Source organism: Paractinoplanes brasiliensis, assembly GCF_004362215.1.
GTDB classification, from domain to species: domain Bacteria; phylum Actinomycetota; class Actinomycetes; order Mycobacteriales; family Micromonosporaceae; genus Actinoplanes; species Actinoplanes brasiliensis.
The window spans coordinates 6,830,990-6,854,359 of the sequence record NZ_SNWR01000001.1 but is presented as its reverse complement, the minus strand read 5'-3'; the positions used below and the strand labels follow the sequence as shown (position 1 = coordinate 6,854,359).

The window sequence follows — 23,370 nt, the reverse complement described above, 5'->3', positions numbered from 1 at the left end:
ACCCCGTAAGGGGCCCGGGGGATCAACCGGAGATACATCGAGGGGCATCGCTCCCCGGCTGTTTCGACAGCATGACATGGGAGCGCTCCCACCGCAATCGCCTGTTAACAACGGGCTCAGCTTGGAACCATGCCGTATAACGGACGCGTGCAGGTATACGAGCTGACCGAGGCGTTGTCCGAGGTGCCCGGGGTCGAGGTCACCATCAAGCGCGGTCTGCTCTGGGTACACATCCCCGCGATCGGCGACACCGCCCAGCTCGCGCCCGACGAGGTGCTGGCCGCCGAATCGGTCTTCGTACCCACCCGCGAGCCCGCCGTTCAGTTCGACCTCAAACGCGGGCGCGAGGTCCTGCCGCTGATCGTCACCGTCGACGACATGGTGTTCACCCCCGCCTACGCCGACGACCTCGTCGAGAAGGGCGCATACCGCCGCATCCCGGCCATGCCCAACCTGATCTCGTACTCCGAGATGCACCGCGACGTACGCGCCCTGGGCAAGGCCATCGACGACCCGGCGCTCGACCTCGACCCCGAAACCCTGGCGGCCACCCTGCTCGCCCACCGCTGCTTCCTGGCCGGCGCGATGCGGGTCGGCCTCTGGCCCGTACGCGTCGCCGCCTGGTGGGAGTACGCGAACGCCCGCGTCGGCGGCCCGGCCGGCCTGGCCCCGCTGCGCTCCGACCCCGACTGGGACGACCTCATGGCCGACGTGGCCGAGGCCCGCCGCCAGACAGCAAGCCCGTCGCAGTCGCCATCCGTGCACCGGTAGCCCACCGCGCACAACCCGCCCGAACACGGCCGCCGCTCACCGCTCACGACCCCGCCGCCGCATAGTACGGACAACCGCGACGACCCCGGTTATCCACAGATCCGCCGCTGTCCACAGGGCCGGCCCTCGCGGGACTCGAAGATCGGCGAATACCACTAAAATGGTCGGTGGAGGGGGCCCCCGTGGAGGGCGGGCCCCTGGGGTTGGCCAAGATCGAGTTAAAGAAAGCGCCGCGCCGTAATGCCCCGGCGCGGCGCTTTCGGACTGTGCTGGATCAGTTGTTCGTGGCGTACAGCTGCTTGATTTCGGCCGCCGTCAGAGCGCGGTCGTACAGGTGCACCTGGTCGACCGTTCCGTCCAGGTGGTCGACCGGGTTCCCGTTGTATTTGCCGCGGCCGATCACGGTGTTCCCGGTCGGCGCGCCCTGCGGCAGGCAAGCGCTCGCGGCGCCCGCGAGCTCGCCGTCCACGTACAGGCGGAGCTCGCCCTTCACGGTGTCCCGCACGCCGACCAGGTGGTACCACCTGCCCGCCTCGGGCTTGACCGGCGACAGCGCCCGGATTCCGGCGAAACTCATCGCGAACCGCTGATCCGCGCCGGAGTACTGCAGGAAGAAGTCGCTGTGTGAGGGACCGTCCTGGGAAACGATCGTCTGAAATGCGCCGTCGGCCTTGTCGAGTTTGACCCAGGCGGCCGCCGAATAGTCGGTGGCCGTGTTCAGAACAGGCTTTCCGGCGTCCAGGAATTGCGAGGAGCCGTTGACCGTGACGCCCTGCCCGTTGTGCCCCTCGGCGAATTCCGGCCCGCCGACCGGCGTCAGCGTCCCGTACGACCCGTCCAGCGGCCAGAAAGCGATTCCTTCGAGCCCCGGCGTGCCCGCGGGCGGCTGCGGGACAGAGGACGCCGAACCGTCCGCCTCCCGGATGATCTTTTGGTTGATCGCCTTGACCTGGCGCAGATCCATCTTGGTGACCTGCCGGTCGTAGGTGAAGAACCCGTTGAGCTCCCCCTCGACGTCGGTGATCTGGGTGTAGATGGCCCCGCTGATGCCGCAGCGCTCGGCCGCGGTGAGCACGTCGGTCTGGTTCGCCACGTACTTGGCGGTGAGCGTGGCCTTGTCGGGCACCATCTCGTACGCCTGCCCGTCGCCGAACCACATGTGGTTGGACACCTTGAGCCCGTACCCGCCGTGCTCGCCGTCGATCGCCACCCGGGTCTCCGAGGGCGACGGCGCGGCCGGGCCCAGGTACTGGTGGAAGTCGATCACGTCGCCGCGGCCGGAGTCGCCCTTGGAGTTGCAGCAGTTCACGCCGCTGTGCGCGTTGACCAGGCGGGACGGGTCCTGCTGTTTGACGGCGTCGGCGATGCGCCCGGTGGCGGCCCGGTCCCATTCGCCCCAGCCCTCGTTGAACGGCACCCAGGCGACGATCGACGTCCAGGAGTCGTGCTCGCGGACCATCTCGTGCAGTTCGGCCTCGAACTGGTCACGCCACTCGGCCGGCAGCGGGCCGGTGTTGCCGCTGGGCATGTCCTGCCAGACCAGCAGGCCCAGTTTGTCGGCCCAGTAGTACCAGCGGTCGGGCTCGACCTTGATGTGCTTGCGCACCGCGTTGAAGCCCATCGCCTTGTCCTGCTGCAGGTCCCACTTGAGCGCCGCGTCCGTCGGGGCCGTGTGCAGGCCGTCGGGCCAGAACCCCTGATCGAGGTTCATCATGTGGAACAAGATCTTGCCGTTGAGCGTCATCCGGAGCTTGCCGTCGGCGCCCTTCTTCGAGCCGATCGTCCGCAGCCCGAAGTACGACCCGACCGTGTCGACCGTGCGGCCCGCGCTGATCAGGGACACCTCGAGGTCGTACAGGAAGGGGCTGTCGGGCGACCAGAGTCTGGGTTTGCTGATCGGCAGCGTCAGCGCAGCGCCCGCGGCCCGGTCCCCTTCAGCGCGCCGGTCACGTCGACCTGGAAGCCGTCGTACCCGCCGCGGTGGGTCGCCACCTCGACGCCGTTGACGTAGACCTTGGCGTCGTAGTCGACCGCCCCGAAGTTCAGGTGCAGGCGGTTGCCCTGTCCGACCTTCCAGTTCGCCGGGACGGTGAAGGTCCGGCGGTACCACATGCGGTCCTCGCGTCGCTGGATGCCGGAGAGCGCCGATTCGATCGGGTACGGCACCAGGACGCGCTCGCCGAGGCTCTGGCCGGTGGGAACGGCCTGCCCGGCGGTGGCCTTGGCGAACTCCCAGACGCCGTTGAGGTTCTGCCACTTGTCGCGGGTCAACTGGGGGCGGGGGTATTCGGGGAGGGCGTTCTTGGGGCCGACCTTCGAGGTCCACGGGGTGGCCAGGGGCGGGATCCCGGGACGCCATTCGGGGGCGGCCGCGGCGGGGGCGGCCGCACCGGCCACGAGCAAAGCGGCGGTTGACAGGGTGGCGAGCACGCGGCGATGTGTTTTCACGCGCGATGTTCCCTTCGGTGGCAAAGGTTGCGCTCGGAATCACTCAGGAGCAAACACATCTCAACAATCTTTGTCACATCTCGTCAAGGGTTGATGAGGATCGATATCTGCCGACTGCACCCGAACCGCCACCCGAGGTGCCGTCAACCCCGGCGTACGAGTGCCGACAACTACGGCATGAATGTCAGCACGAGCCCGGCCGGAGCCGGCACGGTCCTGGGGGCAGACCCCCAGGACGCGCTGCTCGCCGACCTCGTGTCGTTCATGACCAGGGACACGCCGTCCGTCCAGCACGTGCTCGAACTGGCCGAGCCGCACCTGCGCGCTGCGGCCGGCCTGACCGCCGCCACCGTCTTCGAGCTCGACACCGAGACCGGCATGAACCTGATCGCCCGGGTCGGGCCGGCGGGCAACCGCGACCTGTTCACGGCCGGCAAGGTGCTGCGGCAAGCGGCCGGGGCCCGGCCCACGGTCTCGGGCGAGCAGATGGCCGTCCGGCTGCGGATCGGCGGGCAGAGCGTCGGCGTCCTGCTGCTCACCGGCAGTGACCTGCAGTCCCTGCGCCCCGACCTGCTGGACTCGCTGGCCCTGCACTTCGCCAGCACGCTGCAGGCCCTGGCGGCCGAGCGGCAGCGCCAGTTCCTCGCCCACTCGTCGGCCACCATCCGGCAGCTGTTCGAAACGGGCATGGCCGCCACCAGCGTCGAGGCCGCCGCTCGCATCCTGGTCACGTCGGCCGCCGGCGGCTTCCGCACGGAGCACGGCGCGGTGTACCTGACCGATGCGGCGGGGATGATCCGCTACGTGCACGCCGTGAACCTGCCGGGTGGCGACGACCAGCTCCACACGCTGGTGGGCCGGCCGGCCGCCGAGTCACCCGTGTGGCGGGCGGTCGAGGGCGGGCAGGCCTCGCTCGTCGGCAACGCCGCCACGCTGCCGCTGCCCGCCCACGGCCTGGTGCGGCTGATGAGGCTGGAGGCGTACGTGGCTCTGCCGTTGATGTCGGCCGCCGGGCCGATCGGCATGATCGTGGTCGGGGACTCGGCGACGACCCGCGCCTGGAGCAGCCAGGACCGTATCCTGGCCGAGCAGCTGTTGGTCGAGGGCGCGCTCATCCTGGACAGCGCGGGCATGCGCCAGGCCGCGCAGGCCCACGTCGCGCAGCTCAGCCATCAGGCGTTCCACGACTCGCTGACCGGGCTGCCCAACCGTACGCACCTGATCGAGCAGGCCGGGCTGGCCGTACGCGAGGCAGCGGCGACGCGGGGCCGGGTGGCGCTGATGATGCTCGACCTCAACGGCTTCAAAGAGGTCAACGACACCGCGGGCCACCAGGCCGGCGACGTGCTGCTGCAGCAGGTGGCCAAGCGGGTGCTGGGCGCGGTGCGCGACAACGACGTGGTGGCCCGGCTGGGCGGCGACGAGTTCGCGATCCTGCTCACCCACGACCCGGACGAGGCCGTGGCGGGTGCGGTCGCCGCCCGGATCTGCGAGCGGCTGCGGCAGCCGTTCACGATCGACGGCCAGGAGCACACGCTCGGCGGGAGCGTGGGCATCGCGCTCTACCCCGACGACGCGACCGGCTACGAGGAGCTGATGAAGGGCGCGGACGCCGCCATGTACGCCGCCAAACGCGACACCAAGCACCTGGGCGGCGGGTTCCGCCTGCTCTCAGGAGAAGACCCAGGCCACGGTGACGCCGACCAGGGCGCCGCTGATCAGTAGGCCGGCGCCGAACCGCCGCGTCTCCGGACGCCACACCGAGCCCACGCCGATCAGCAGGTAGAGCGGGATCCAGCCCCAGAACGGCGCCGCCAGGCCGGCCAGCGACGGGAACAGCGTCATCGGGCCGACCGCCGAGCACGGGCCGATGCAGCCGAGCGCGAGCCCGCCGAGCAGCCCCGCGAGCAGGGGCGGGTCGATCAGTCGGGCCGGGATCGGGGGCGAGGCCACGGTGAGGATCGGGTCGTCGCCCTCCTGCTGCGTCAGCGTGATCACGTAGCCGGAGGGGTCGTGCACGACGAGCGTGCGGCCGTAGCCCTCGATCCGGCAGCCGGACTGCTCCCACAGCTCGCGGATGACCCCGTACACCTCGTCGGTCAGCTCGCCGAGCCGCGGCAGGCGGCCCCCGCGCAGGACCCGGACGCCCTCACGGGTCGGCGGCGACTTGAGCTGCGACGGTGGGACGGTGATGAGGCTCAGGCCCGGAAAGGCATGCAGCGTCGTCGCGAGGCGCTGTTCCACGCCCTCGGTCGCCTCGGCCCGCCCGGACTTCACCCGACACAGCGTCCCGCATCCCGAGGGCTTTTGTCCGGAATTCGTCGACTGGGCGCGAGAGCCGGCCGCAACGCCCGCCCGATCCGAAGCCCGTCCGACTCCCCCAGGGGTCGGCCCGATCCGCCTCCTGAGGACCGCACGATCCGCCTCCACGGGCGCCGCTGGGACGGAAGCGCCACGCAACGTTACGTGGCGCCGTCGGCCACTCGGGATACGCGGTCGCGCAGGTTGTCGGCGGGCTCGGGGCGGCCGGTCACGTTGGTCAGGTCCGCACGCAGGCCGTCCAGCCACACCCGCAGGTCGGCGATGATGTAGAGGTCCTGCCCCAGGTCGTCCGGCCACTGCTGCACGGGCCCGTCGGCGGGCCGCGGTGGGCTCTTCCCGCGCGTCAGGCTCCCGGCCGACCGCTCGTATGAGGCGGCCACCTCGCCGGCCAGCTCAGTCAGCTGGGCCACGCACGGCAGCAGGCCACCCGAAGGACACGACCGGACCAGCGCCTCGGCCCCCCGTACGGCGTGATGCCCCGCCACCAGGGCGGCCTGCCAGTCCAGCGGCGCCGGAGGATGCCGCTCGCTCTGGTAGAGCGCGAACGACGCCTCGGCCAGCTGTCCCGCGCCGCGCGCCCGGGGCAACGCGTCGCCGGGTGGCTGCCCCTCGGCCATCACGGCAACCGTCTCGCGCACCACCGCCGCCGCCGACGTCAGGAACGTCGCCACCGCCCGCCGCAGCTCGCCCGCCCCGCCCCGCGGCCACGCGAACAGGCCGATCAGCACGCCGATGGCCGCGCCCACCAGCACGTCGGCCACGCGCTGCTCGGCCAGCCGCCAGTCGACCGGCGTGAACTGGGCGAACACCAGCGTGATGACCAGCGTGAACAGGGCCTGCGACCAGCCCAGGCCGAGCAGCGGGCCGGCCGCGAACCCGGCGATCATGACGACCGGCAGCGCGATCACGTAGACGACCGGGTCGAGGCCGAGCAGCAGGAGCAGCGCCGCCACGACCGAACCGGCGACCGTGCCGACCAGGGCCGGCCGCAACGCCGAACGGGTCTCGGCGGCCGAGGCGCGCAGCACGGTCAGGATCGTCAGCAGCACCCAGAAGCCGTGCGACAGGTCGAGCGCCCCGGCGATGAGCCGGGCGACCGCGAGCGCCGCCGCCAACCGCAGCGCGCCTTGGAAGGCGACCGAGCGCGGCGTCAGATTTTCCCGCAGCCGGTGCCACCAGAGAAAGGGCGTTCGCTCGTACGCATACCAGAACTGCCCCGGCCGGGCCGAAGCCGGCGTGGGATCGGGGTGTTTCGGCGTCTCCCCCGCGGCCACGCGCACCGCGACGACGAGCGACTTGGTCCACTCCCCCATCGACAACGCCAGCGCGCCCAGGCGAAGACGCTCCGGCGGCAGCCCGTTCGGGTCGGTGTTCAAACGGGCGGCCCGGAAGTCGCTGATCGCGGCCGCGACGAGGTCGGTGTCGGGCAGCGGCCCGTCGCCGCGCAGCCAGTCCCCGGTGGCGGCGACACAACCCGCGGTGACTCGCAGCAGCTTGGTCGCGGCGGCGCCGGTGACGGCCTCGCGGTCGTCGGTGAAGTAGAGGTCGACCGCGCGGCCCAGCAACAGCCGGGCGGTGCCCGCGGCCGACGACAGGGCCCGGTCGCGACGGCCGGCCGAGGCGGGACGTTCGGTCGGCGGCAACCGCGACGGCCGCAGGGCGTCGGCCGCCTCTGTCGCCTCGGGCAGCAGCGCGGGCAGGCGGGACCGGTCGTCGGCCAGCGCCCCCAGGCACTCGGCCAGCAACGAAACCGCGTCGGCGAGCCGGCGCCGGTACGGCGGCGGCGCCGGGTCGGGCCACAGCACCCGCTCGGCCACGGCCAGCAGCACCACGGCCAAGGTCAGGCCGGCCAGCCGCGACGGCAACGAGCCCGGATCGTACGGGGGAAAGCACGGAAGAATGTAGAGAAGCTGCATGCCGGCCGCGAGCCCGACGAGCCGGGGCCCGCCCACGCCGGCGAAACTCACGGCGAACCCGAGCACGAACATCCCCGCGGCCGCCGCGACAGTGCTGAACGACAGCAGCGTGCCCAGCGTGACCAGCACCCACCCGACGGGCAGAACCGCGATCAGCGTCCGGCTGCGCTGCCGCGGCGACCCCGGAATCTGCGACAGCGCCCCGAGCGCCACCACCCCGAACAGGGCGTACGGCGCCATCGCCGCGTCACCGAGCACATAGCGGCAGAAGTAGAACCCCACACAGGCCACCACCGTGACCCGTACAGCCCGCCGGACCACCACAAGCTGCGGGTCTCGCCGGCGCACCCACCCCCACATGCAGCGCAGTGTCCCACGAGGTCAGACGAAGGCGCTCTCGCCCGTTACGGCTCGGCCCACGAAAGAACTCGTGCGAGCATATTGCGTACCTGCCCGGGAGCGGCCCGCCCTAGACTTCGAACCCATGCTCACCATGCAGGATGCGCTGGCCCGGTTGACCGCGTACTGGACGGCTCAGGGATGCCTGACCGTCCAGCCCATGAACACCGAGGTCGGGGCGGGCACGCTGAACCCGGCGACCTTCCTGCGGGTGCTGGGTCCGGAGCCGTGGCGGGTCGTCTACGTCGAGCCGTCCGTACGCCCGGACGACTCGCGTTACGGCGAGAACCCGAACCGCCTGCAGACGCACACCCAGATGCAGGTGATCCTCAAGCCCGACCCGGGCAACCCGCAGGAGCTCTACCTGGGCAGCCTCTCGGCTTTGGGCATCGACGTCTCCCGGCATGACGTCCGTTTCGTCGAGGACAACTGGGCCTCGCCGGCGCTCGGCGCCTGGGGTCTGGGCTGGGAGGTCTGGCTCGACGGGCTCGAGATCACCCAGTTCACGTACTTCCAGCAGGCCGGCGGGCTCAACCTCGACCCGGTGTCCGTCGAGATCACGTACGGCATCGAGCGCATCCTCATGGCGCTGCAGGAAAAGACGCACTTCAAGGAGATCCAGTACGGCGACGGCATCTCGTACGGGGAGGTGTTCGGCCAGAGCGAGTACGAGATGTCGCGGTACTACCTGGACGACGCCGACGTGGCCGCGAACCGGCAGCTGCTCGAGATCTACGCGGCCGAGGCGCAGCGGCTGATCGACGCCGGTCTGCCCGTGCCCGCCCACACGTACGTGCTGAAGTGCTCGCAGGCGTTCAACGTGCTCGACTCGCGGGGCGCCGTGTCGACCGCCGACCGGGCCGCCGAGTTCGGCCGGATGCGCCGCCTCGCCGGTGAGGTCGCCAAGCTGTGGGTGGCGCGCCGCGACGGGATGGGCCACCCGCTCGGACTGGCGCCGCCACTGCCGGCCGCCGTGGCCACGGCGCTGCCCGCCGCGCGTGAGAACGCCCGCGCGCTGATCTTCGAGATCGGCACCGAGGAACTGCCGCCGTCCGAGGCCCGGGCCGCGCGCGACCACGTGCAGCGGGCGCTGACCGAGGGCCTGGCCGGCACCCGCCTGGAACACGACGAGGTGCGCGTGTTCGCCACGCCCCGGCGGCTGGTCGCGCTGGTGCCTTCGGTCGCGGCGCGCGAGACAGACCACGTACGGGTGGTGAAAGGCCCTCGCGTCGGCGCGCCGGACAAGGCCGTTGAAGGGTTCGCCCGCGGCCAAGGCGTGACAGTTGGCGACTTGTCGGTTTCCACCGTGGGTGGCGTCGAGCATCACGTGGTCGAGAAGCACGAGGTCGGCGGGAACGCGGCCGAGGTGCTCGCGCCCGTGCTGGCCAAGGTCGTCACCGGGCTGCGGGCGGCCAAGAACATGCGCTGGAACGACCCGCAGCTCTCGTTCAGCCGCCCGATCCGCTGGCTGACCGCGTTGTGGGGCGACGACGTCGTGCCCGTGGCGGTGGGCGCCCTGTCGGCCGACCGCAGGACCAGGCTTCTCCGTACGGCCTCCGAGCCGATCGCCGCGGTCGCGTCGGCCGAGACCTTCATGGAAACGCTCGCGCTCGCGGGCATCGTGGCCGACCAGGAGGACCGCCACGACCTGATCGTCACCGGCGCGCAGGACGAGGTCTACCCCTCCGGCCGCGTCGACGTCGCCGGTGAGGCCGCGCTGATCGAGCAGATCAGCTACCTGGTCGAGGCGCCGACCCCGCTGCTGGGCACGTTCGACGAGAGCTACCTGTCGCTGCCCGACGCGGTGCTGACCACGGTGATGCGCAAACACCAGCGCTATCTGCCCGTACGGGATGCTGACGGTTCGCTGCTTCCCATGTTCGTCACCGTCGCCAACGGCCCGGTCGACATCGAACTGGTCCGCGCCGGCAACGAGGCCGTGCTGCGTGCTCGTTACGAGGACGCAGCGTTCTTCTACCGCGCCGACCGCGAGACGCCCCTGCCGCAGATGCGGGAAAGACTGTCCCGGCTCACCTTCACCGACAAGCTGGGCTCGATGGCCGACCGCGCCGCACGGATCGCCGCCCTGGCCCTGTCGCTGGCCGACTCGCTGGGCCTGTCCTCGGCCACGCTGGGCCGCGCCGCCCGCCTGGTCAAGTTCGACCTCGGCTCCCAGCTCGTCACCGAGATGACCAGCCTGGCCGGCGTGATGGCCCGCGACTACGCCCTGCACGCCGGCGAACCGCGCGACGTGGCCCAGGCCGTCCACGAGTGCGAGCTGCCCCGCAACACCGGCGACGCCCTGCCCGCCTCCCTGCCCGGCGCCCTGCTCTCCCTGGCCGACCGCCTCGACCTGGTCACGGGCCTGGCGGCGACGGTCGGCCTTCCCACCGGCAGCAGCGACCCCTTCGCCGTACGCCGTGCCGTGCTCGGCCTGCTGGCGGTGCACCGCGCCCACCCCGCCCTGTCCGGCCTGTCCCTGCTCGACGGCCTGCGCGCCGCTGCCGCCCAGCAGCCCGTACTCGTTGCCGGCTCCGTCATCGACGCCGCCGGCGACTTCCTGGCCCGCCGCCTCGAACAGGTCCTCACCGAGGAGGGCCACCCGGTCGACCGGGTCCGCGCGGTCATCGGCCACTACGCCCACCCGTCGGTCGTCGACACGATGCTGACCCAGCTGAACACCCTCGTCGGCAACCCCGATTTCGTCGCCGTGGCCGCCGCCATCCAGCGGGCCCGACGCATCCTGCCGGCCGGCACGGCCTCAGGCTACGACCCGTCGGCGCTGGTCGAGCCCGCGGAGCTCGCCCTGCACGAGGCCGTGACCGGCGTGAAGGCCGGCTTCGGCACAGACCTGGTCGCCTTCACCACGGCGGTCGAACCGTTGGTCGAGCCCTTGACCCGTTTCTTCGACGAGGTCTTCGTCATGGCCGACGACTCGGCTCTCCGGTCGGCCCGCCTGGGCCTGCTCGCTACGGTCCGAGACCTGGGCGAGGGCTTGCTGGACTGGCCGGAACTACGCCTGTAGGGAGTCCGAACTCGCGTCGCTCCTCTGCGGTGAGTAGCCGTCCCGCCTTGGTCCAGTCTTCGACGAATCCCTGCGACGGAACGTCCCACCGGTACACGGTGCCGTCAGGCGTCACGGCCGCGAGGTCTGCGGACCAGCGGGCATCGAGAAATCGCCTGTGCACCGGCAAATTCACTAATCCTCCATGAACGGTGTCGATCAGAGACATTCCCATCCCGTAGATCACAACAATTTGCCCGTCCGATGACCATGTCAGGCCACGAAGGCCAGTGGGCAACCGGCGTTGCAGGTCGGGCTCGGTCCGGCCGACAGTCCAGACACCAATCCTCTCTTCGACGATCAGAGCGAAACGTTTGCCGTCCGGCGCCCATGCGAAGGAGAGCCCGGTGCCTTTCCACGGCAGACGTTGCCGGATACCGCCGTCGCCGACGTTGTGCAGAACGATGCCCTCCGCACTGGCCAACGCCAGGAGGTCACCGGCAGGCGACCAAGGAGACCCGGGAAGCAATTCGTAACCGGGAATCTCGCGGATCAGCCGACCGTCGGCAACGGCGAAGATCGAAACGGATAGCCTCTGGTCATCAGCGCCGAGGGCGTCCCATCCGCAGACAAGGTACTCGCGGTCAGCCGACCACGCAGCACGTCGAGCTAGGGGCACTTTCCACCTCGCCCGAAGATCACCCTTCGATACATCCCAGATAGATAGGTTCATCCCGTCGGTTCCTGCCACCAGCTGACCGTCGGGAGACGCGCAAACCGTCACCGCCTCGCCTGGCAACCACCGTGGGGGCTCCGACTCGAAGATCACGGCTGGACGACTCTTTCGGACGATCGCGGTGATGACTCCATCCTTGCCGAGGGAGGCGTCCGACAACGTGTGGAGCGACAGAAGCGGGAGCGGGCCGTCAAGTTTCCATTCTGGGACTTGAGCCGAAATCGACCACTGCTCAAGACCGTTCACGGTCTCGGCGACCACGGTACGCCCGTCAGGTGACCAGAAGATGCGCCGCGGGACGGCAGAAGCTTCGAACGAGAGCATCTTCTGGCCGTTCTCGGCCCGCCGTAACACCACTGCCCGCGGATTCGCGTAATGCTGCGTGGCCAGCAGAACTCCATCGGGCGACCAGCACAATGTACCCGCATCGACGACTGCCCATTCGGCGCGCGGGGTGCCGCCGCGATCACATACCATGCAAACAACCGTTTCCACCCGTACTTGCATGGCCGCGAACAACCGGCCATCGGGTGACCAGACCGGGGCGCTGTTTACTGGGACGCGGGTGGAAACACGGCGGTCACGCGGCGGCCCGTCGGCGCAGACCTCCACGTGAGAGTCGACAACTGCCGCCACGGCTTCACCGTCGGGCGACCACGAGACGACGTCGGCTCCGTCTACCACGATGCGTCGGATCCTCTGCGGCGCGGTGCCGACGATTCGGTGAAGCTCGAAGCCACCGTCGCCGACGGACACCACGAAACAGTCAACTGCCGTCCACCCCAGCGCAGGCCCCGGCAGATCGGCCAGCCAGGCCCCATCCTCTGCACGCCAGATACTGCTCTCGCGCAAGACGTAGAGGCCGTCGGAGCTGAGAAAGCAGCTGTCGTCCACCACGCGGCCGACGCGGACGACGTCGAGCAGTTCGCCGGTCGGACCCCAAGTGCATATCTTGCCGTAGTAGGCGCAGGTGCGCAGGCGTCCGTCGGCCAACCAAGCCAGCCCACCGAGTGATGCGGTATGCCCGATGAAGGACCGGTGACGGGTCGGCGTCGTCGTCCGGCTCCAGACGGCCAGCTCGCCGGTTCGCGTCGGCGCAATCTCCCGCATCGCTGCTGCCACCACCGCGACGAGTAACTCGGGATCGTCGGTGGCTCCGGATTGCGCCTTATCGACGACGGCGGTTGCCCAGCCGCCCAGTTCGTGATCACGTGCGGCGGCCGAGGCTGCAAGGAACTCGCGCAACGCCGGTGACGGAGTGAGCTTCTCAACCGCAGCATCCGCCCTCGCCAGCGCCTGGCCTCGCAGCAGATCGTCGTCCGTGCCGGACTCCCGCCACGCCGCAGCGCGCCGCTCCAGCAGGCTGACCTCGGCCAACTCGCGGCGATGGGTATCGACCAGTGCCTTGAGGGTTTCCCAACGCCGGAACAAAGCATCGTGGGCCAGCATTGCCGCAGTACCGTCCGCACGATCAGTGACCAGTCGAGCCCGCCGCAATTCAGCGACGACCGCGCCCGCAGCGACGTCCAACGAGTTGCGATCGACGGTCCGCCGCACCGGATCATCGCCCTCGACGCCGACCAATTGCAGCAGAGTTCCGTCCACCACGCTCTGCGGGTAGGTCGCCAGCAAACCCCGGTACACGGCGTCGGCGTGCTCGGCGATCGCGCCGCCTACGCGGCCCGCTGCGTCGTACTGAGCGATGGTGATCGTGCCGTGAGCCGACTCCGCATAAAGCCGCTGCAGCAAGTGACCAAGCAATGGCAACGCGTCCCCCACCGTGGCTTCGGCCACCATCAGGTCGACCAGGCGCCGCTCAAAGGTCACCCCGGCTGCGGCCGCGGGCTTCTCGATGGCGTCGCGCATGTGCCGGGGGTCCAGGGCCGCGATCGGTATGGGCTGGTCGAACAGGCCCGGTTTCAAGGCGTCGGCCGCGGCCAGGAACTCGGGGCGCATCGTCACGACGACATGCAGCTCGCGGCGGGCCGCCAGGGCCTCGTGCAGAACGTCCAGGAAGGGTCCCCGCTCGTCCGGGCGGGAGAGGGTGAACAAGTCCTCCAACTGGTCAATCACCAGCACTACCCGGCCGCTCGTCCCGGTCAGGCGATCGAGCAGATCCTGTCCCCCGGCGGCCGCCCTCAGATCACGGAACACTTCGAGGCCGGGTTGCATCGGGCCGATCACCTGCCAGCGCTTCGACAACCGGGGCAGCACGCCGGCCCGCACCAGCGACGACTTGCCGCTGCCGGACGGGCCGACGAGCGGGATGAACCGCTGTTGCCGTGCGATGCCCGACCGGTCCAACCGACGCAGAACGGCCCACGTCTCCTGGGCCCGGCCGAAGAACACCTCGGCCCGGTCGACCTCGAAGGGTGCCAGGCCGGGGTACGGGTTGTCGCCGGTCTTCCACGTGATGGCCGACTTGCGGCGCCGCCACCAGCGCCACAGAAACCAGGCCATTACCGAGGCCGGGACCCAGATCCACGGGTAGGCCGTCAGCGGCGGCCAGAGCCAGTCGGTCTCCGCCGTCAGGATGTTGATCGCGAAGCCGAAGAACAGGCCGACGAGGAGCGTGCTCAGTTCGCGGGGATCTCGTTCGATCCGTCCACGGTAGGCAATCGGCGCGAGCCACGGAATCGACCGTGTGCGGGATGCGCGGAACCGGCTGGGCGGGACCGGCCGGGGCGACGGATGATCCATTCGGCGACCGCCACGTTGATGGCCCAGCCGAGCAGCATGCCGATGGTGCGGCCGGTGACGCCCGGCTGACCGCCGTCGAGGGCTGCCACCGGCCCGAGGACGAAAGCCTGCGTGCCCGCGCCCAAAGCCAGGGCGTACGCGCGGATCATCCAGGCTCGATGGCGGCGGATGTCCCTGCGGCGGATCGCCACGACGGCGGCCACCAGCCCGTACGCCATCACGGCCGAGACGACGACACGGGTCGCGTTGACGATGACGCCGTCGTGGTCGGGCAGGTCGGAGAGCAGGGTCATCCAGGCGCCGCTCAGGGCGACGGCCAGGCCGGCGACGACCACCACCCGGCCCGTACGCCGGTGCCAGGCACGGCGTCTGCGGCGGAACGCGGCGTCGAACTGGAAGGCGCCGACCAGGCTGTAGATCAGCGCGCCCACGATGTGCACGACGACCGGGGCGGGCATGTCGGCGAAACGGGCGGGGGCGTCGCCATTGGCGAGGGAGCCGATGCGGACGGCCCCGGCGACGGAGGGGACGAGCGCCAGGGCGATCAGCCCGGCCGGCACGAGCTTGGACATGCGCTCAGCGTCACGGAAACGGCGGGCGACGCCATCGGCGTACGGGCTCCGCCTCGACCAGACCTCGGAACGAGCAGGTCTGGCCACAAGTACGAGCTTCCCGCCCCGTTCCCGCGCGCGCCACGTCGAGGTCGCCGAGGCGTTGATCAGGTGCCGTCGACTGCGGTCGGGACCCGCGGCGAAGGACGCCCGCGGTGAGTCCTGTGGAGGATTTCGTGGCAGACCGACGTCAGGTGCTGCGCATGGGCGCTGTCGCAGCGGCGGCCCCCGCGCTGGCCGGAACCATCGCGAGCCCGGCGCGGGCGGGCAGCCGCCGGCCCGAGATCTTCGGGCACCGCGGCGCCTCCGGTTACCGGCCGGAGCACACCCTCGCGTCGTACGAGCTGGCGGCGCGGATCGGGGCCGACTACATCGAGCCCGACCTGGTCGCCACCAAGGACCACGTGCTGGTGTGCCGGCACGAGCCTGAGATCGGCGGCACCACCGACGTGGCGAGCCGGCCCGAGTTCGCGGCCCGCCGCAAGACCGTCCTGCTCGACGGGGTGAGCGTCACCGGCTGGTTCACCGAGGACTTCACGCTGGCCGAGCTGAAGAGCCTGCGCGCCGTCGAACGGCTGCCCGCGGTGCGCCAGGAGAACACGCTTTACGACGGCCTGTTCGAGGTGCCGACCTTCGACGAGGTGCTGCGCCTGCGGGCCCGGCTGTCGAAGGAGCTGGGCCGTGACATCGGCGTCATCCCGGAGACCAAGCACCCCACGTACTTCAGCCGGCTCGGCCTCGACCTGGAGACGCCGCTCGTACGGGCCTTGCGGCGGCACCGGCTCGACCGGCGCGGCGCCCGGGTGTGGATCCAGTCGTTCGAGGCGGCCAACCTGGAGACGCTGCGCCGGCGTCATCGGGTGCAGGTCAGCCTGGTGTTCCTGACGAGCGCCGCGGGCAGCCCGTTCAACGACCCCACGCCGTACGGGGAATATCTGTCCCCGCCGGGCTCAAGCAGCTCTCGACGTATGCCGACGGGATCGGGCCCGAGAAGAACCAGGTCATCCCGCGGAACGCCGACGCGACCCTGGGCACGCCGACCTCACTCGTCCGGGACGCCCACGCCGCCGGGCTCAAGGTCATCCCGTACACGTTCCGGGCCGAGAACCAGTTCCTGCCGGCGGGCCTGCGGGTGGGCGCCGACCCCAACGCGTACGGCCGGGCCATCGACGAGCAGGTCACTTTCCTCCGTACGGGCATCGACGGCCTCTTCACCGACCAGCCCGACATCGGCGTCCTGGCCCGCACGCTGGCGTAAGCCGAAGCCGCACGGTGCGAGCGGAAGCGGCAGCCGCACCACGGTAGGGTTCCCGGCATGTCGACCGTGGTGCGGTTGCCCGGCGCCGTCGCGGCCCTGGTCCCGGATCCCGAAGCCGTGCCCGGCGCGATCGCCTCGTTGGGCCTGCCCGCCTCCCGTCCCGTGCTGGCGATGGTGGGCGGTGCGGGCGGCCTGACCGACGACGTGACCCGGATCCTCGGCGCCGTGTTCACCGACGTGATCGCCCCCGCCATCCGCACCCATCAGGCGGTGGCTGTCGACGGCGGCACCGACGCCGGTGTGATGCGCCTGCTCGGCCGGTCCCGCGCCGCCGGTTTCCCGTTCCCGCTGGTCGGTGTGGCCGCCGTGGGCACGGTCACCTTTCCCGGTCACGTCGGCGCCAACCCGGACGCCGCCCCGCTCGACCGGCACCATTCCCACTTCGTGCTGGCCCCCGGCGACACCTGGGGCGACGAGGCGCCCTACCTGGCCGCCGTGGTGTCGCATCTGGCGGCCGGCCGCCCCAGCGTCACGGTGCTGGCCAACGGCGGCGAGATCGCCCTCACCGACGCCGAGCACAGCCTGGCCCAGGGCCGTCCCGTGCTGATCCTGGCGGGCACCGGCCGGGCCGCCGACACCCTCGCGACCGCCGCCGCCGATCCCGCCCGCTGCCGCGACGAGCGCCTGGCGGCCATCGCGGCTTCGCCCCTCGTACGCGTCGTCGACGTCACCGACCGCACCGCGGTCGCCGCCGAACTCGACGACCTGCTCTCCGGCTGAACGGCAGCAACCTCGACCGGACGCCCTCGATCACCCCGCGCTTGCGGCACGACCGCCCGAGCCGCTCACCGTCAACGACCGGGATCTCTCGTCGGTCCCGGTGACCCGCGGCGCCGATCCGGGCGGGCTCGGCGATGCGCGGAGCCCGCCCGGCGCGCTACTTGTCGACGACGGTCGGATAGACGTGGTCGAAACTGATCGTCTTGCCGAAGCCGCTCGCCACGATGAACGTGATGCCCAGCAGCACACCCAGGACGACCACGGTGAAGAGCCCGTACGCGATGGGCTTGCCGGCCGGCCGGGGAGGCTCGGCGGCGCTCCAGGCGAGCGAGCGGATGCCGAGCGCGAACAGGGCGGGCAGCCCCGCGCCGAGGATCAGGCCGGCCGCGAGCACCTTCCACGCGCCTTCGAGGGCGAATCCGAGGTTGCTCATGACACCACCGTCCCCGCGGCCACGCGCGGCTCGGGCGACGCGGCGGGAACGGCGGCGGGAGAGGCGCCGTCCCACTCGTCGTTGACGTTGGTGTGGTCGACCGGGACGACCCGGGAGCGCAGCCACATGCCGGCCGCGGCCAGCAGCAGCAGGACGAAGATGACGATCGCCCCGGCGACACCGCCGACGAAGTCGCCGAGGTACCACATGAGCGCGCCCACCGCGGCCGCCGCGGGCAGGGTGATCAGCCAGGCCGCGACCATGCGGCCGGCCACCCGCCAGCGCACCTGGGCGCCCGGCTTGCCGACCCCCGAGCCGAGGATCGAGCCCGTGGCCACGTGGGTTGTCGAGAGCGCGAACCCGAGGTGGCTGGAGGCCAGGATGACCGCCGCCGAGGAGGATTCCGCGGCCATGCCCTGGGGCGGGGCGATTTCCACCAGACCTTTGCCCAGCGTACGGATGATCCGCCACCCGCCGAGGTAGGTGCCCAGCGCGATGGCCACGGCGCAGGCCGCCTTCACCCAGAACGGGATGGTGCCGGTGTCGGTCCAGTCGCCGGCCGCGATCAGCGCCAGCGTGATCACGCCCATGGTCTTCTGCGCGTCGTTGGTGCCGTGGGCCAGCGAGACCAGCGAGGCGCTGCCGATCTGGCCCCACCGGAAACCGTTCTCGGTGAACCGCTGGGCGACGCCGACGGTGATCTTGTAGATGATCCAGGTGCCCACGGCGGCGACCACGCCGGCGATCACCGGTGAGATCAGCGCGGGCAGGATCACCTTGCCGACCACGCCGTCGAGCTTGCTGCCGTTGCCGTTCCAGTTGACCCCGGCCCAGCCGAGGCCGGCGATCGTCGCGCCGACCAGGCCGCCGAACAGCGCGTGCGACGAACTCGAGGGCAGCCCGAGCAGCCACGTGAACAGGTTCCAGACGATGCCGCCGATCAGGCCGGCCAGCACGATCAGCAGGAGGGCGGTGCCGCCGTCGGCCAGCAGGGAGGCCTTGGGGGTGCCGTCGGGATTCTGGATGCGGACGACCGCGTTGCTGACGGTCAGCGCGACCTCGACCGACAGGAAGGCACCGATCAGGTTGAGGATGCCGGAGAGCGCGACGGCTGTCTTGGGCCGCAGGGCGCGGGTGGCGATGGAGGTGGCCATCGCGTTCGCCGTGTCGTGGAACCCGTTGGTGAAGTCGAAGCCAAGGGCCGTGACCACCACCAGGGCCAGGATCACCGATGTTTCTGTCACACCGTCAGGGTCGCTGGTCGATGATCAGATCAGAAGAGTTCAACGACTGTGAATTGGATATTACGGCCTCGTTACCCCGCCGATTACGGCTCGTTCACCTTCTGTTCACCTTGCGGGGTAGGAGTTACGCCCCGGCGCAAGCGCTCGTGCACAATCTCACTCGACGGCGACCCACCGAGGGGCATCCGGCGGCTACGCGATGTCACTCGACGGGCGGGTCGGCCAGGGGCCATCCGCCGGCCGCGAGGTGCGCCGAGACCCGGGCCACGTCGGCCGGCGTCGCCTCCTGCAGCATCGACTCGCTGATCATCGTCTCGATGTCGTCGCCGGTGATCGGGTCGTCGCTGGTCAGCGAGTGTTCGGCCAGGTCCGCGGCGACCCGGCGGATCTCGTCCTCGGTGAGCTTGCGGCGCAGCACGCCGAGCAGCGCGACGTAGTCCTGACGGGGCACCCCGGCCGGGTAGCCCGCGCGCAGCCACTCGACCGCGCGGATCAGGAAGTTGGAGCGGTTGTCGGTCACGATCCTCCCAGCGTGTCAGGGAGAACCTACCCCGTACGCAGGGAAAAGGCCGGGCCCCGCGGACCCGGCCTTCCTCTCGTCATCCCGTCAGTTCGACGGCTGCAGAACCACCGTGTCGCGGCCCGTCTGCGGCGGGACACCGGTGTCGGTGTAGGAGGCGACGAACACGCCCGTCAGGTTGTCGGACCCCGCGTGACCGGGGTCGAGGAACGTGACGATCGAGCCGGTGCAGCCCGACGCCGTGCTCAGCGGATGCCCGTGCTGGTCGTGCCCGAGGACGTAGGTCACCGTGACCCGCGAGCAGTCGACCGGCGCGTCGTCGGTCACCCGCACCTCGAAGTTCACCGTGTCACCGAAGGCGAACGGCTGCCCGTCCTGCAGCGTCACGAACTCGACGACCGGAGCCGCCGTGCCGACCGGCAGGATCACCTCGGCCGACGCGGACCGGCCGGTGCTGTCGGTGACCTTCAGCGTCGGGCGGTAGTCGGCGTTCGCGGTGAAGGTGAACGTCGGGTTGGGGGCGGTCGAGTCGACCTTGTTGTCGTTGTCGAGGTACCAGGCGTACTTCAGCGCGTCGCCGTCCGGGTCGGTGGTGCCGGCGCTGGAGAACTGGACCGTCAGCGGCGCCTGACCCGAGGCCGGGGTGGCCGACACCTTCGGGATCGGGGTGCGGTTGCCCCGTACGAAGTCGAAGCGGGCCAGCTGGGCGTCCGGGTTCTCGTTGAAGTACCCGTCGCCGTACTCCAGGACGTAGAGCGCGCCGTCGGGGCCGAACTCGAGGTCCATCGGGTTGTCGAAGACCAGCTCCGGCAGCACCGCCTCCACCTTCGTCACCTGGTTGCGGCGGTCGAGCGTGAACGCCTTGACGTAGTCGCGGGTCCACTCGGCGAACAGCGGCTTGCCGTCGAACGCCTCGGGCCACTTGATCCGCGAGCGCGACCGCTTGTCGTACTCGTAGGCCGGGCCGCCCATCGGGCCGATGCCCCCCGTGCCCAGCTCCGGGAACTGGGCGCTGACGCCGTAGCCGTAGATGACCTCGGGCTTCTCGACCGGCGGCAGGTTCTTCAGGCCGGTGTTGTTCGGCGAGTCGTTGACCGGCTTGGCGCAGTTGAACGGGGCGCCGGAGACGCCGGTGGCGAAGTCGTAGTCCACGTAGGGCTGGTCGGGCGCCACGCAGTACGGCCAGCCGTAGTTGGCGGGCTTGTCGATGGCCACCCAGCGCCCCTGCCCGGCCGGGCCGCGCGCCGGGTTGGCGGTGCGAGCGTCCGGCGAGTAGTCGGCGACGTACACGACGTCCGTACGCGGGTCGACGGTGAACCGGAACGGGTTGCGCAGGCCCATGGCGTAGATCTCGGGCCGGGTCTTGGGTGTGCCCGGCTTGAAGAGGTTGCCCTTGGGGATCGTGTACTTCCCGCTGCCGCCGACCTTGATGCGCAGGACCTTGCCGCGCAGGTCGTTGGTGTTGGCCGAGGTGCGCTGCGCGTCGAAGACCGGGTTGCGGTTCGCGCGCTCGTCGATCGGGGCGTAGCCGTCGGAGAAGAACGGGTTGCTGTCGTCGCCGGTCGACAGGTACAGGTTGCCCTTGCTGTCGAAGTCGATCTTGCCGCCGACGTGGCAGCACTGGCCGCGGTCGGTGGCGACCTGCATGATCTTCTGCTCGGTGTTCAGGTTCAGGGTGCTGCCCTGCAGCTTGTACCGCGAGAGCTGCATGTGGCCCTTGAACGGGGCGAAGTCGGCCGCCGTGCCCTCGGCGGGCGCGTCACCCTCGTTGACCTGCGGGGTGTTCGGATCGTCGGAGGGGGTGTCCAGCGGCGGCGAGTAATAGACGTAGACCCACTTGTTGCGGTCGAAGTCGGGGTCGACGGCAATGCCCTGCACGCCCTCCTCGTCGTGCAGGTACACCGGGATCGTCGCGGCCAGCACGTTGCGGCCGGTGGCGGGCTCGTGGATGCGGACCTCGCCGCCGCGGGCCGTGTGCAGCACGCGCTTGTCCGGCAGCACCGCGATCGCGATCGGCTCGCCCGGGAAGTCGTTGAGCGTGACCTTCTGGAAGTCGGACGACGGCGGCAACGGCTGGCTCGGCTTGCCCGGTCCCGCTGCGGCCACCGCCGGGGTGATCAGCAGCGCCACGCCGGCGACACTGAGGATTCCGATTCGGCGCAGCATCAGAAGCGCAACCTTTCGAGGAAGTCGTAACCGCGCTCGGCGGTCACAAGAGCATCGGCGGGGGTGCGCGGCGGCGATCCCGCGTCGTCGCGTTCCACGATGTACTCGATGAGCCCGGCCTCCTTGGAGTGCTCGAAGATGCGACCGAAGTCGATCAGGCCGTCACCCGGGTCGGCGAAGCTCGCGTTGACGTCGAGGTCCTTGACGTGGACCTGCTTGATCCGGCCGCGGTTCTTCTTGATCAGGTCGACCGGGTCGCTGGCGCCGCGGAACGCCCAGTAGAGATCGACCTCGAGGTGCACGTACCGGTCGTCGGTCTCGCCGGTCAGGATGTCGAAGCCGGTGAGCTCGGTGCCGTTCTGCCGGAAGAACTCGGCGTGGTGGTTGTGGTAACCGAACGACAGCCCGGCCCGCCTGGCCAGCTTGCCCGCCTTGTTGAGGTCGGCCGCGAAGGCGCGGTAGACGGCGGCGTCACGGATCGGGCCGCTGGGGCCCTGGCCGAAGAACGGATGGACGATGAACTTGTTGCCGACGACGTTGGCGTCCTGCAACGCCCTTTCCCAGGCGCCGGCGTCGAACGGCTGCGGGATGCCGACGTGCCCCGAGGTGGCCCGCAGGCCCGCGGCGTCGAGGGCGGCCCGGAACTGCGCGGCCGTGCGGCCGACGAAGCCGGCGTGCTCGACCCGCTTGTAACCGATCTCGGCGAGCTCCGCGAGGCTCGCCTCCAGGTCGATCGCGAGCTGGTTGCGCAGCGTGTAGAGCTGCACGCTGATCTGGTCACGAGGAACCCGCCGGGACGACGAGTGCGAGCCGCCCGCGTGTGCGGCGCCCGGTGCTGCGAGGGTGGCTACGGCGCCGGCCGCGGCCGCGGCGCCGAGTAGTTGACGACGGTTCAGTGACTGCGGCATTGCGGTCTCCTTCGAACGACATCGTTCGATACATTACGCAGATGTTTCGATCGATGGGAACCTAAGTTTCTTCAGATCCAGCGAAAGTTTCCCGCACTCGGACAAAACCTTTTCGTGACTCTCCGTGTCAGCGCCGATCGGGCTTCGAAGTGTTTCGACCCCTGCAACGCGGACCTGCCACAGCCGCGTCTTAGATATCAAGCGCGCCGAGTTCCCAGGGAACAAAACCTCGGAAGGGGACCGGAGAGAAATGCAGAAAACAGGATTCGAGGCCATCACCGAGGCTCAGCGGGAGCAATTCCTGACCGACGGGGTCCTGCTGGTCTGCAACGCGCTCGACGAGGAGCGCCGGGCCCGCCTCGAGGCCGCCGCCGACCGGGTGTACGCACAGGAACGTGCGGCGGGGCGGCTCAAACCCGACGGCAGTCTGCACCTGCTCGGCTTCCTGCCGCGCGACGAGGAGTTCGGCGAGCTGCTCACCCACCCGGCGACCTTCCCGTACGTCTGGGGGCTGGCCGGCTGGAACATCTACACCCACCACAACCATCTGGACGTGACACCGCCGCAACCGTCCGAACAGGAGCCGGCGTGGGGCTGGCACCAGGACGGATACCGGCAGAACAGCGACCCTGAGACCCTGAGAGGAGATCAGCCCCGGCCGATGCTGTCGCTCAAGGTGGCGTACGTGCTCTCGGACCTGTCGCGCACCGGGCGGGGTGCGACAAAGGTGATCCCGGGCAGCCACCTCGACAACACGCTGGACCGTCCCCCGGCCGGAGGGGACCCCCGCGGCGCCATGGAGATCACGGCCGAGCCGGGCGACTGCTTCATCTTCGACCGGCGTCTCTGGCACTCGCGCTCACCCAACCGCAGCGCCGTCACCCGCAAGATCCTCTTCATCGGGTACACGTACCGGTGGGTCCGGCCGCTCGACGACATGCCGATCGACAAGGACTCCGAATGGTGGGCCAATCGCACGCCGGTGCAACGCCAATTGCTCGGTGAGGCCCCGCACACGGCCAATCACTGGGGCGTCGGATGGGACGGATACATCGACGAGAAAATTCCGCTGCGGCACGAATTGTCGACGCGTGGGCTGCTCGACCGTTCGGTGCCGTGGCTGCGCTGATCACCCCGTACGGCGTCACCGTGGG

General features: G+C 70.3%; 17 protein-coding genes and 1 pseudogene. 7 read left to right on the top strand and 11 right to left on the bottom strand.

Annotated elements, in window-relative coordinates:
* The first annotated feature begins 129 nt into the window (after positions 1 to 129).
* Positions 130 to 771, top strand: a complete 642-nt coding sequence (locus C8E87_RS30605; protein WP_239080309.1) for a hypothetical protein — start codon at positions 130 to 132, stop codon at positions 769 to 771.
* A gap of 274 nt (positions 772 to 1,045) precedes the next feature.
* On the opposite strand, the gene C8E87_RS30600 is transcribed toward C8E87_RS30605, so the two are convergent.
* Positions 1,046 to 2,614: a LamG domain-containing protein gene (locus tag C8E87_RS30600; protein ID WP_239080324.1), complete on the bottom strand. Its 1,569-nt coding sequence runs from the start codon at positions 2,612 to 2,614 to the stop codon at positions 1,046 to 1,048.
* A gap of 62 nt (positions 2,615 to 2,676) precedes the next feature.
* Positions 2,677 to 3,219, bottom strand: a complete 543-nt coding sequence (locus C8E87_RS46490) for a sugar-binding domain-containing protein (protein WP_275409088.1) — start codon at positions 3,217 to 3,219, stop codon at positions 2,677 to 2,679.
* Positions 3,220 to 3,396: 177 nt separating this feature from the next.
* On the opposite strand from C8E87_RS46490, the gene C8E87_RS30595 reads away from it, so the two are divergent.
* A complete protein-coding gene (locus tag C8E87_RS30595) occupies positions 3,397 to 4,944 on the top strand; it encodes a sensor domain-containing diguanylate cyclase (RefSeq protein ID WP_133876288.1) in 1,548 nt (515 codons plus the stop codon).
* Here C8E87_RS30595 and C8E87_RS30590 read toward each other — a convergent pair.
* Both C8E87_RS30590 and C8E87_RS30585 read right to left on the bottom strand, forming a co-directional pair.
* Positions 4,891 to 5,496: a hypothetical protein gene (locus C8E87_RS30590; RefSeq protein ID WP_133876287.1), complete on the bottom strand. Its 606-nt coding sequence runs from the start codon at positions 5,494 to 5,496 to the stop codon at positions 4,891 to 4,893. The genes C8E87_RS30595 and C8E87_RS30590 overlap by 54 nt on opposite strands.
* Positions 5,497 to 5,681: 185 nt before the next feature.
* Positions 5,682 to 7,817 carry an FUSC family protein gene (locus C8E87_RS30585; protein ID WP_133876286.1) on the bottom strand — a complete coding sequence of 712 codons (2,136 nt, stop codon included), beginning with the start codon at positions 7,815 to 7,817 and terminating at the stop codon, positions 5,682 to 5,684.
* Between the two features lie 124 nt (positions 7,818 to 7,941).
* Between C8E87_RS30585 and C8E87_RS30580 the strand changes: the two genes are divergently transcribed.
* On the top strand, positions 7,942 to 10,881 hold the full coding sequence (locus C8E87_RS30580; protein WP_133876285.1) for a glycine--tRNA ligase: 2,940 nt from the start codon (positions 7,942 to 7,944) through the stop codon (positions 10,879 to 10,881).
* On the opposite strand, the gene C8E87_RS46710 is transcribed toward C8E87_RS30580, so the two are convergent.
* Positions 10,826 to 14,056, bottom strand: coding sequence for an nSTAND1 domain-containing NTPase (locus C8E87_RS46710; protein WP_341771762.1), 3,231 nt, complete (start codon positions 14,054 to 14,056; stop codon positions 10,826 to 10,828). The two genes, C8E87_RS30580 and C8E87_RS46710, sit on opposite strands and share 56 nt — an antisense overlap.
* A gap of 116 nt (positions 14,057 to 14,172) precedes the next feature.
* A complete protein-coding gene (locus tag C8E87_RS30575) occupies positions 14,173 to 14,868 on the bottom strand; it encodes a DUF2306 domain-containing protein (protein WP_133876284.1) in 696 nt (231 codons plus the stop codon).
* Between the two features lie 242 nt (positions 14,869 to 15,110).
* Between C8E87_RS30575 and C8E87_RS46485 the strand changes: the two are divergent.
* From C8E87_RS46485 to C8E87_RS30565, 3 genes and pseudogenes are all read left to right on the top strand, one after another.
* Positions 15,111 to 15,749, top strand: a pseudogene (locus C8E87_RS46485) (glycerophosphodiester phosphodiesterase family protein); the annotation flags it as partial.
* On the top strand, positions 15,713 to 16,165 hold the full coding sequence (locus C8E87_RS46480; protein ID WP_279536899.1) for a glycerophosphodiester phosphodiesterase family protein: 453 nt from the start codon (positions 15,713 to 15,715) through the stop codon (positions 16,163 to 16,165). The pseudogene C8E87_RS46485 and the gene C8E87_RS46480, both read left to right, overlap by 37 nt.
* 171 nt (positions 16,166 to 16,336) lie before the next feature.
* Entirely contained in the window at positions 16,337 to 16,945 is a 609-nt protein-coding gene (locus C8E87_RS30565) for a TRP family putative cation channel (protein ID WP_243755164.1), read from the top strand.
* 157 nt (positions 16,946 to 17,102) lie between these two features.
* On the opposite strand, the gene C8E87_RS30560 is transcribed toward C8E87_RS30565, so the two are convergent.
* From C8E87_RS30560 to C8E87_RS30540, 5 genes are all read right to left on the bottom strand, one after another.
* On the bottom strand, positions 17,103 to 17,378 hold the full coding sequence (locus tag C8E87_RS30560) for a hypothetical protein (RefSeq protein ID WP_133876282.1): 276 nt from the start codon (positions 17,376 to 17,378) through the stop codon (positions 17,103 to 17,105).
* Positions 17,375 to 18,622: an inorganic phosphate transporter gene (locus C8E87_RS30555; protein ID WP_133876281.1), complete on the bottom strand. Its 1,248-nt coding sequence runs from the start codon at positions 18,620 to 18,622 to the stop codon at positions 17,375 to 17,377. The genes C8E87_RS30560 and C8E87_RS30555 overlap by 4 nt, the downstream gene beginning before the upstream one ends.
* Positions 18,623 to 18,824: 202 nt before the next feature.
* Entirely contained in the window at positions 18,825 to 19,142 is a 318-nt protein-coding gene (locus C8E87_RS30550; protein ID WP_133876280.1) for a DUF3349 domain-containing protein, read from the bottom strand.
* Between the two features lie 87 nt (positions 19,143 to 19,229).
* Positions 19,230 to 21,308 carry a PQQ-dependent sugar dehydrogenase gene (locus C8E87_RS30545; RefSeq protein ID WP_133876279.1) on the bottom strand — a complete coding sequence of 693 codons (2,079 nt, stop codon included), beginning with the start codon at positions 21,306 to 21,308 and terminating at the stop codon, positions 19,230 to 19,232.
* Positions 21,308 to 22,216: a sugar phosphate isomerase/epimerase family protein gene (locus C8E87_RS30540; protein ID WP_133876278.1), complete on the bottom strand. Its 909-nt coding sequence runs from the start codon at positions 22,214 to 22,216 to the stop codon at positions 21,308 to 21,310. The genes C8E87_RS30545 and C8E87_RS30540 overlap by 1 nt, the downstream gene beginning before the upstream one ends.
* A gap of 250 nt (positions 22,217 to 22,466) precedes the next feature.
* Between C8E87_RS30540 and C8E87_RS30535 the strand changes: the two genes are divergently transcribed.
* Positions 22,467 to 23,345, top strand: coding sequence for a phytanoyl-CoA dioxygenase family protein (locus tag C8E87_RS30535; protein WP_133876277.1), 879 nt, complete (start codon positions 22,467 to 22,469; stop codon positions 23,343 to 23,345).
* Positions 23,346 to 23,370: the final 25 nt, after the last annotated feature.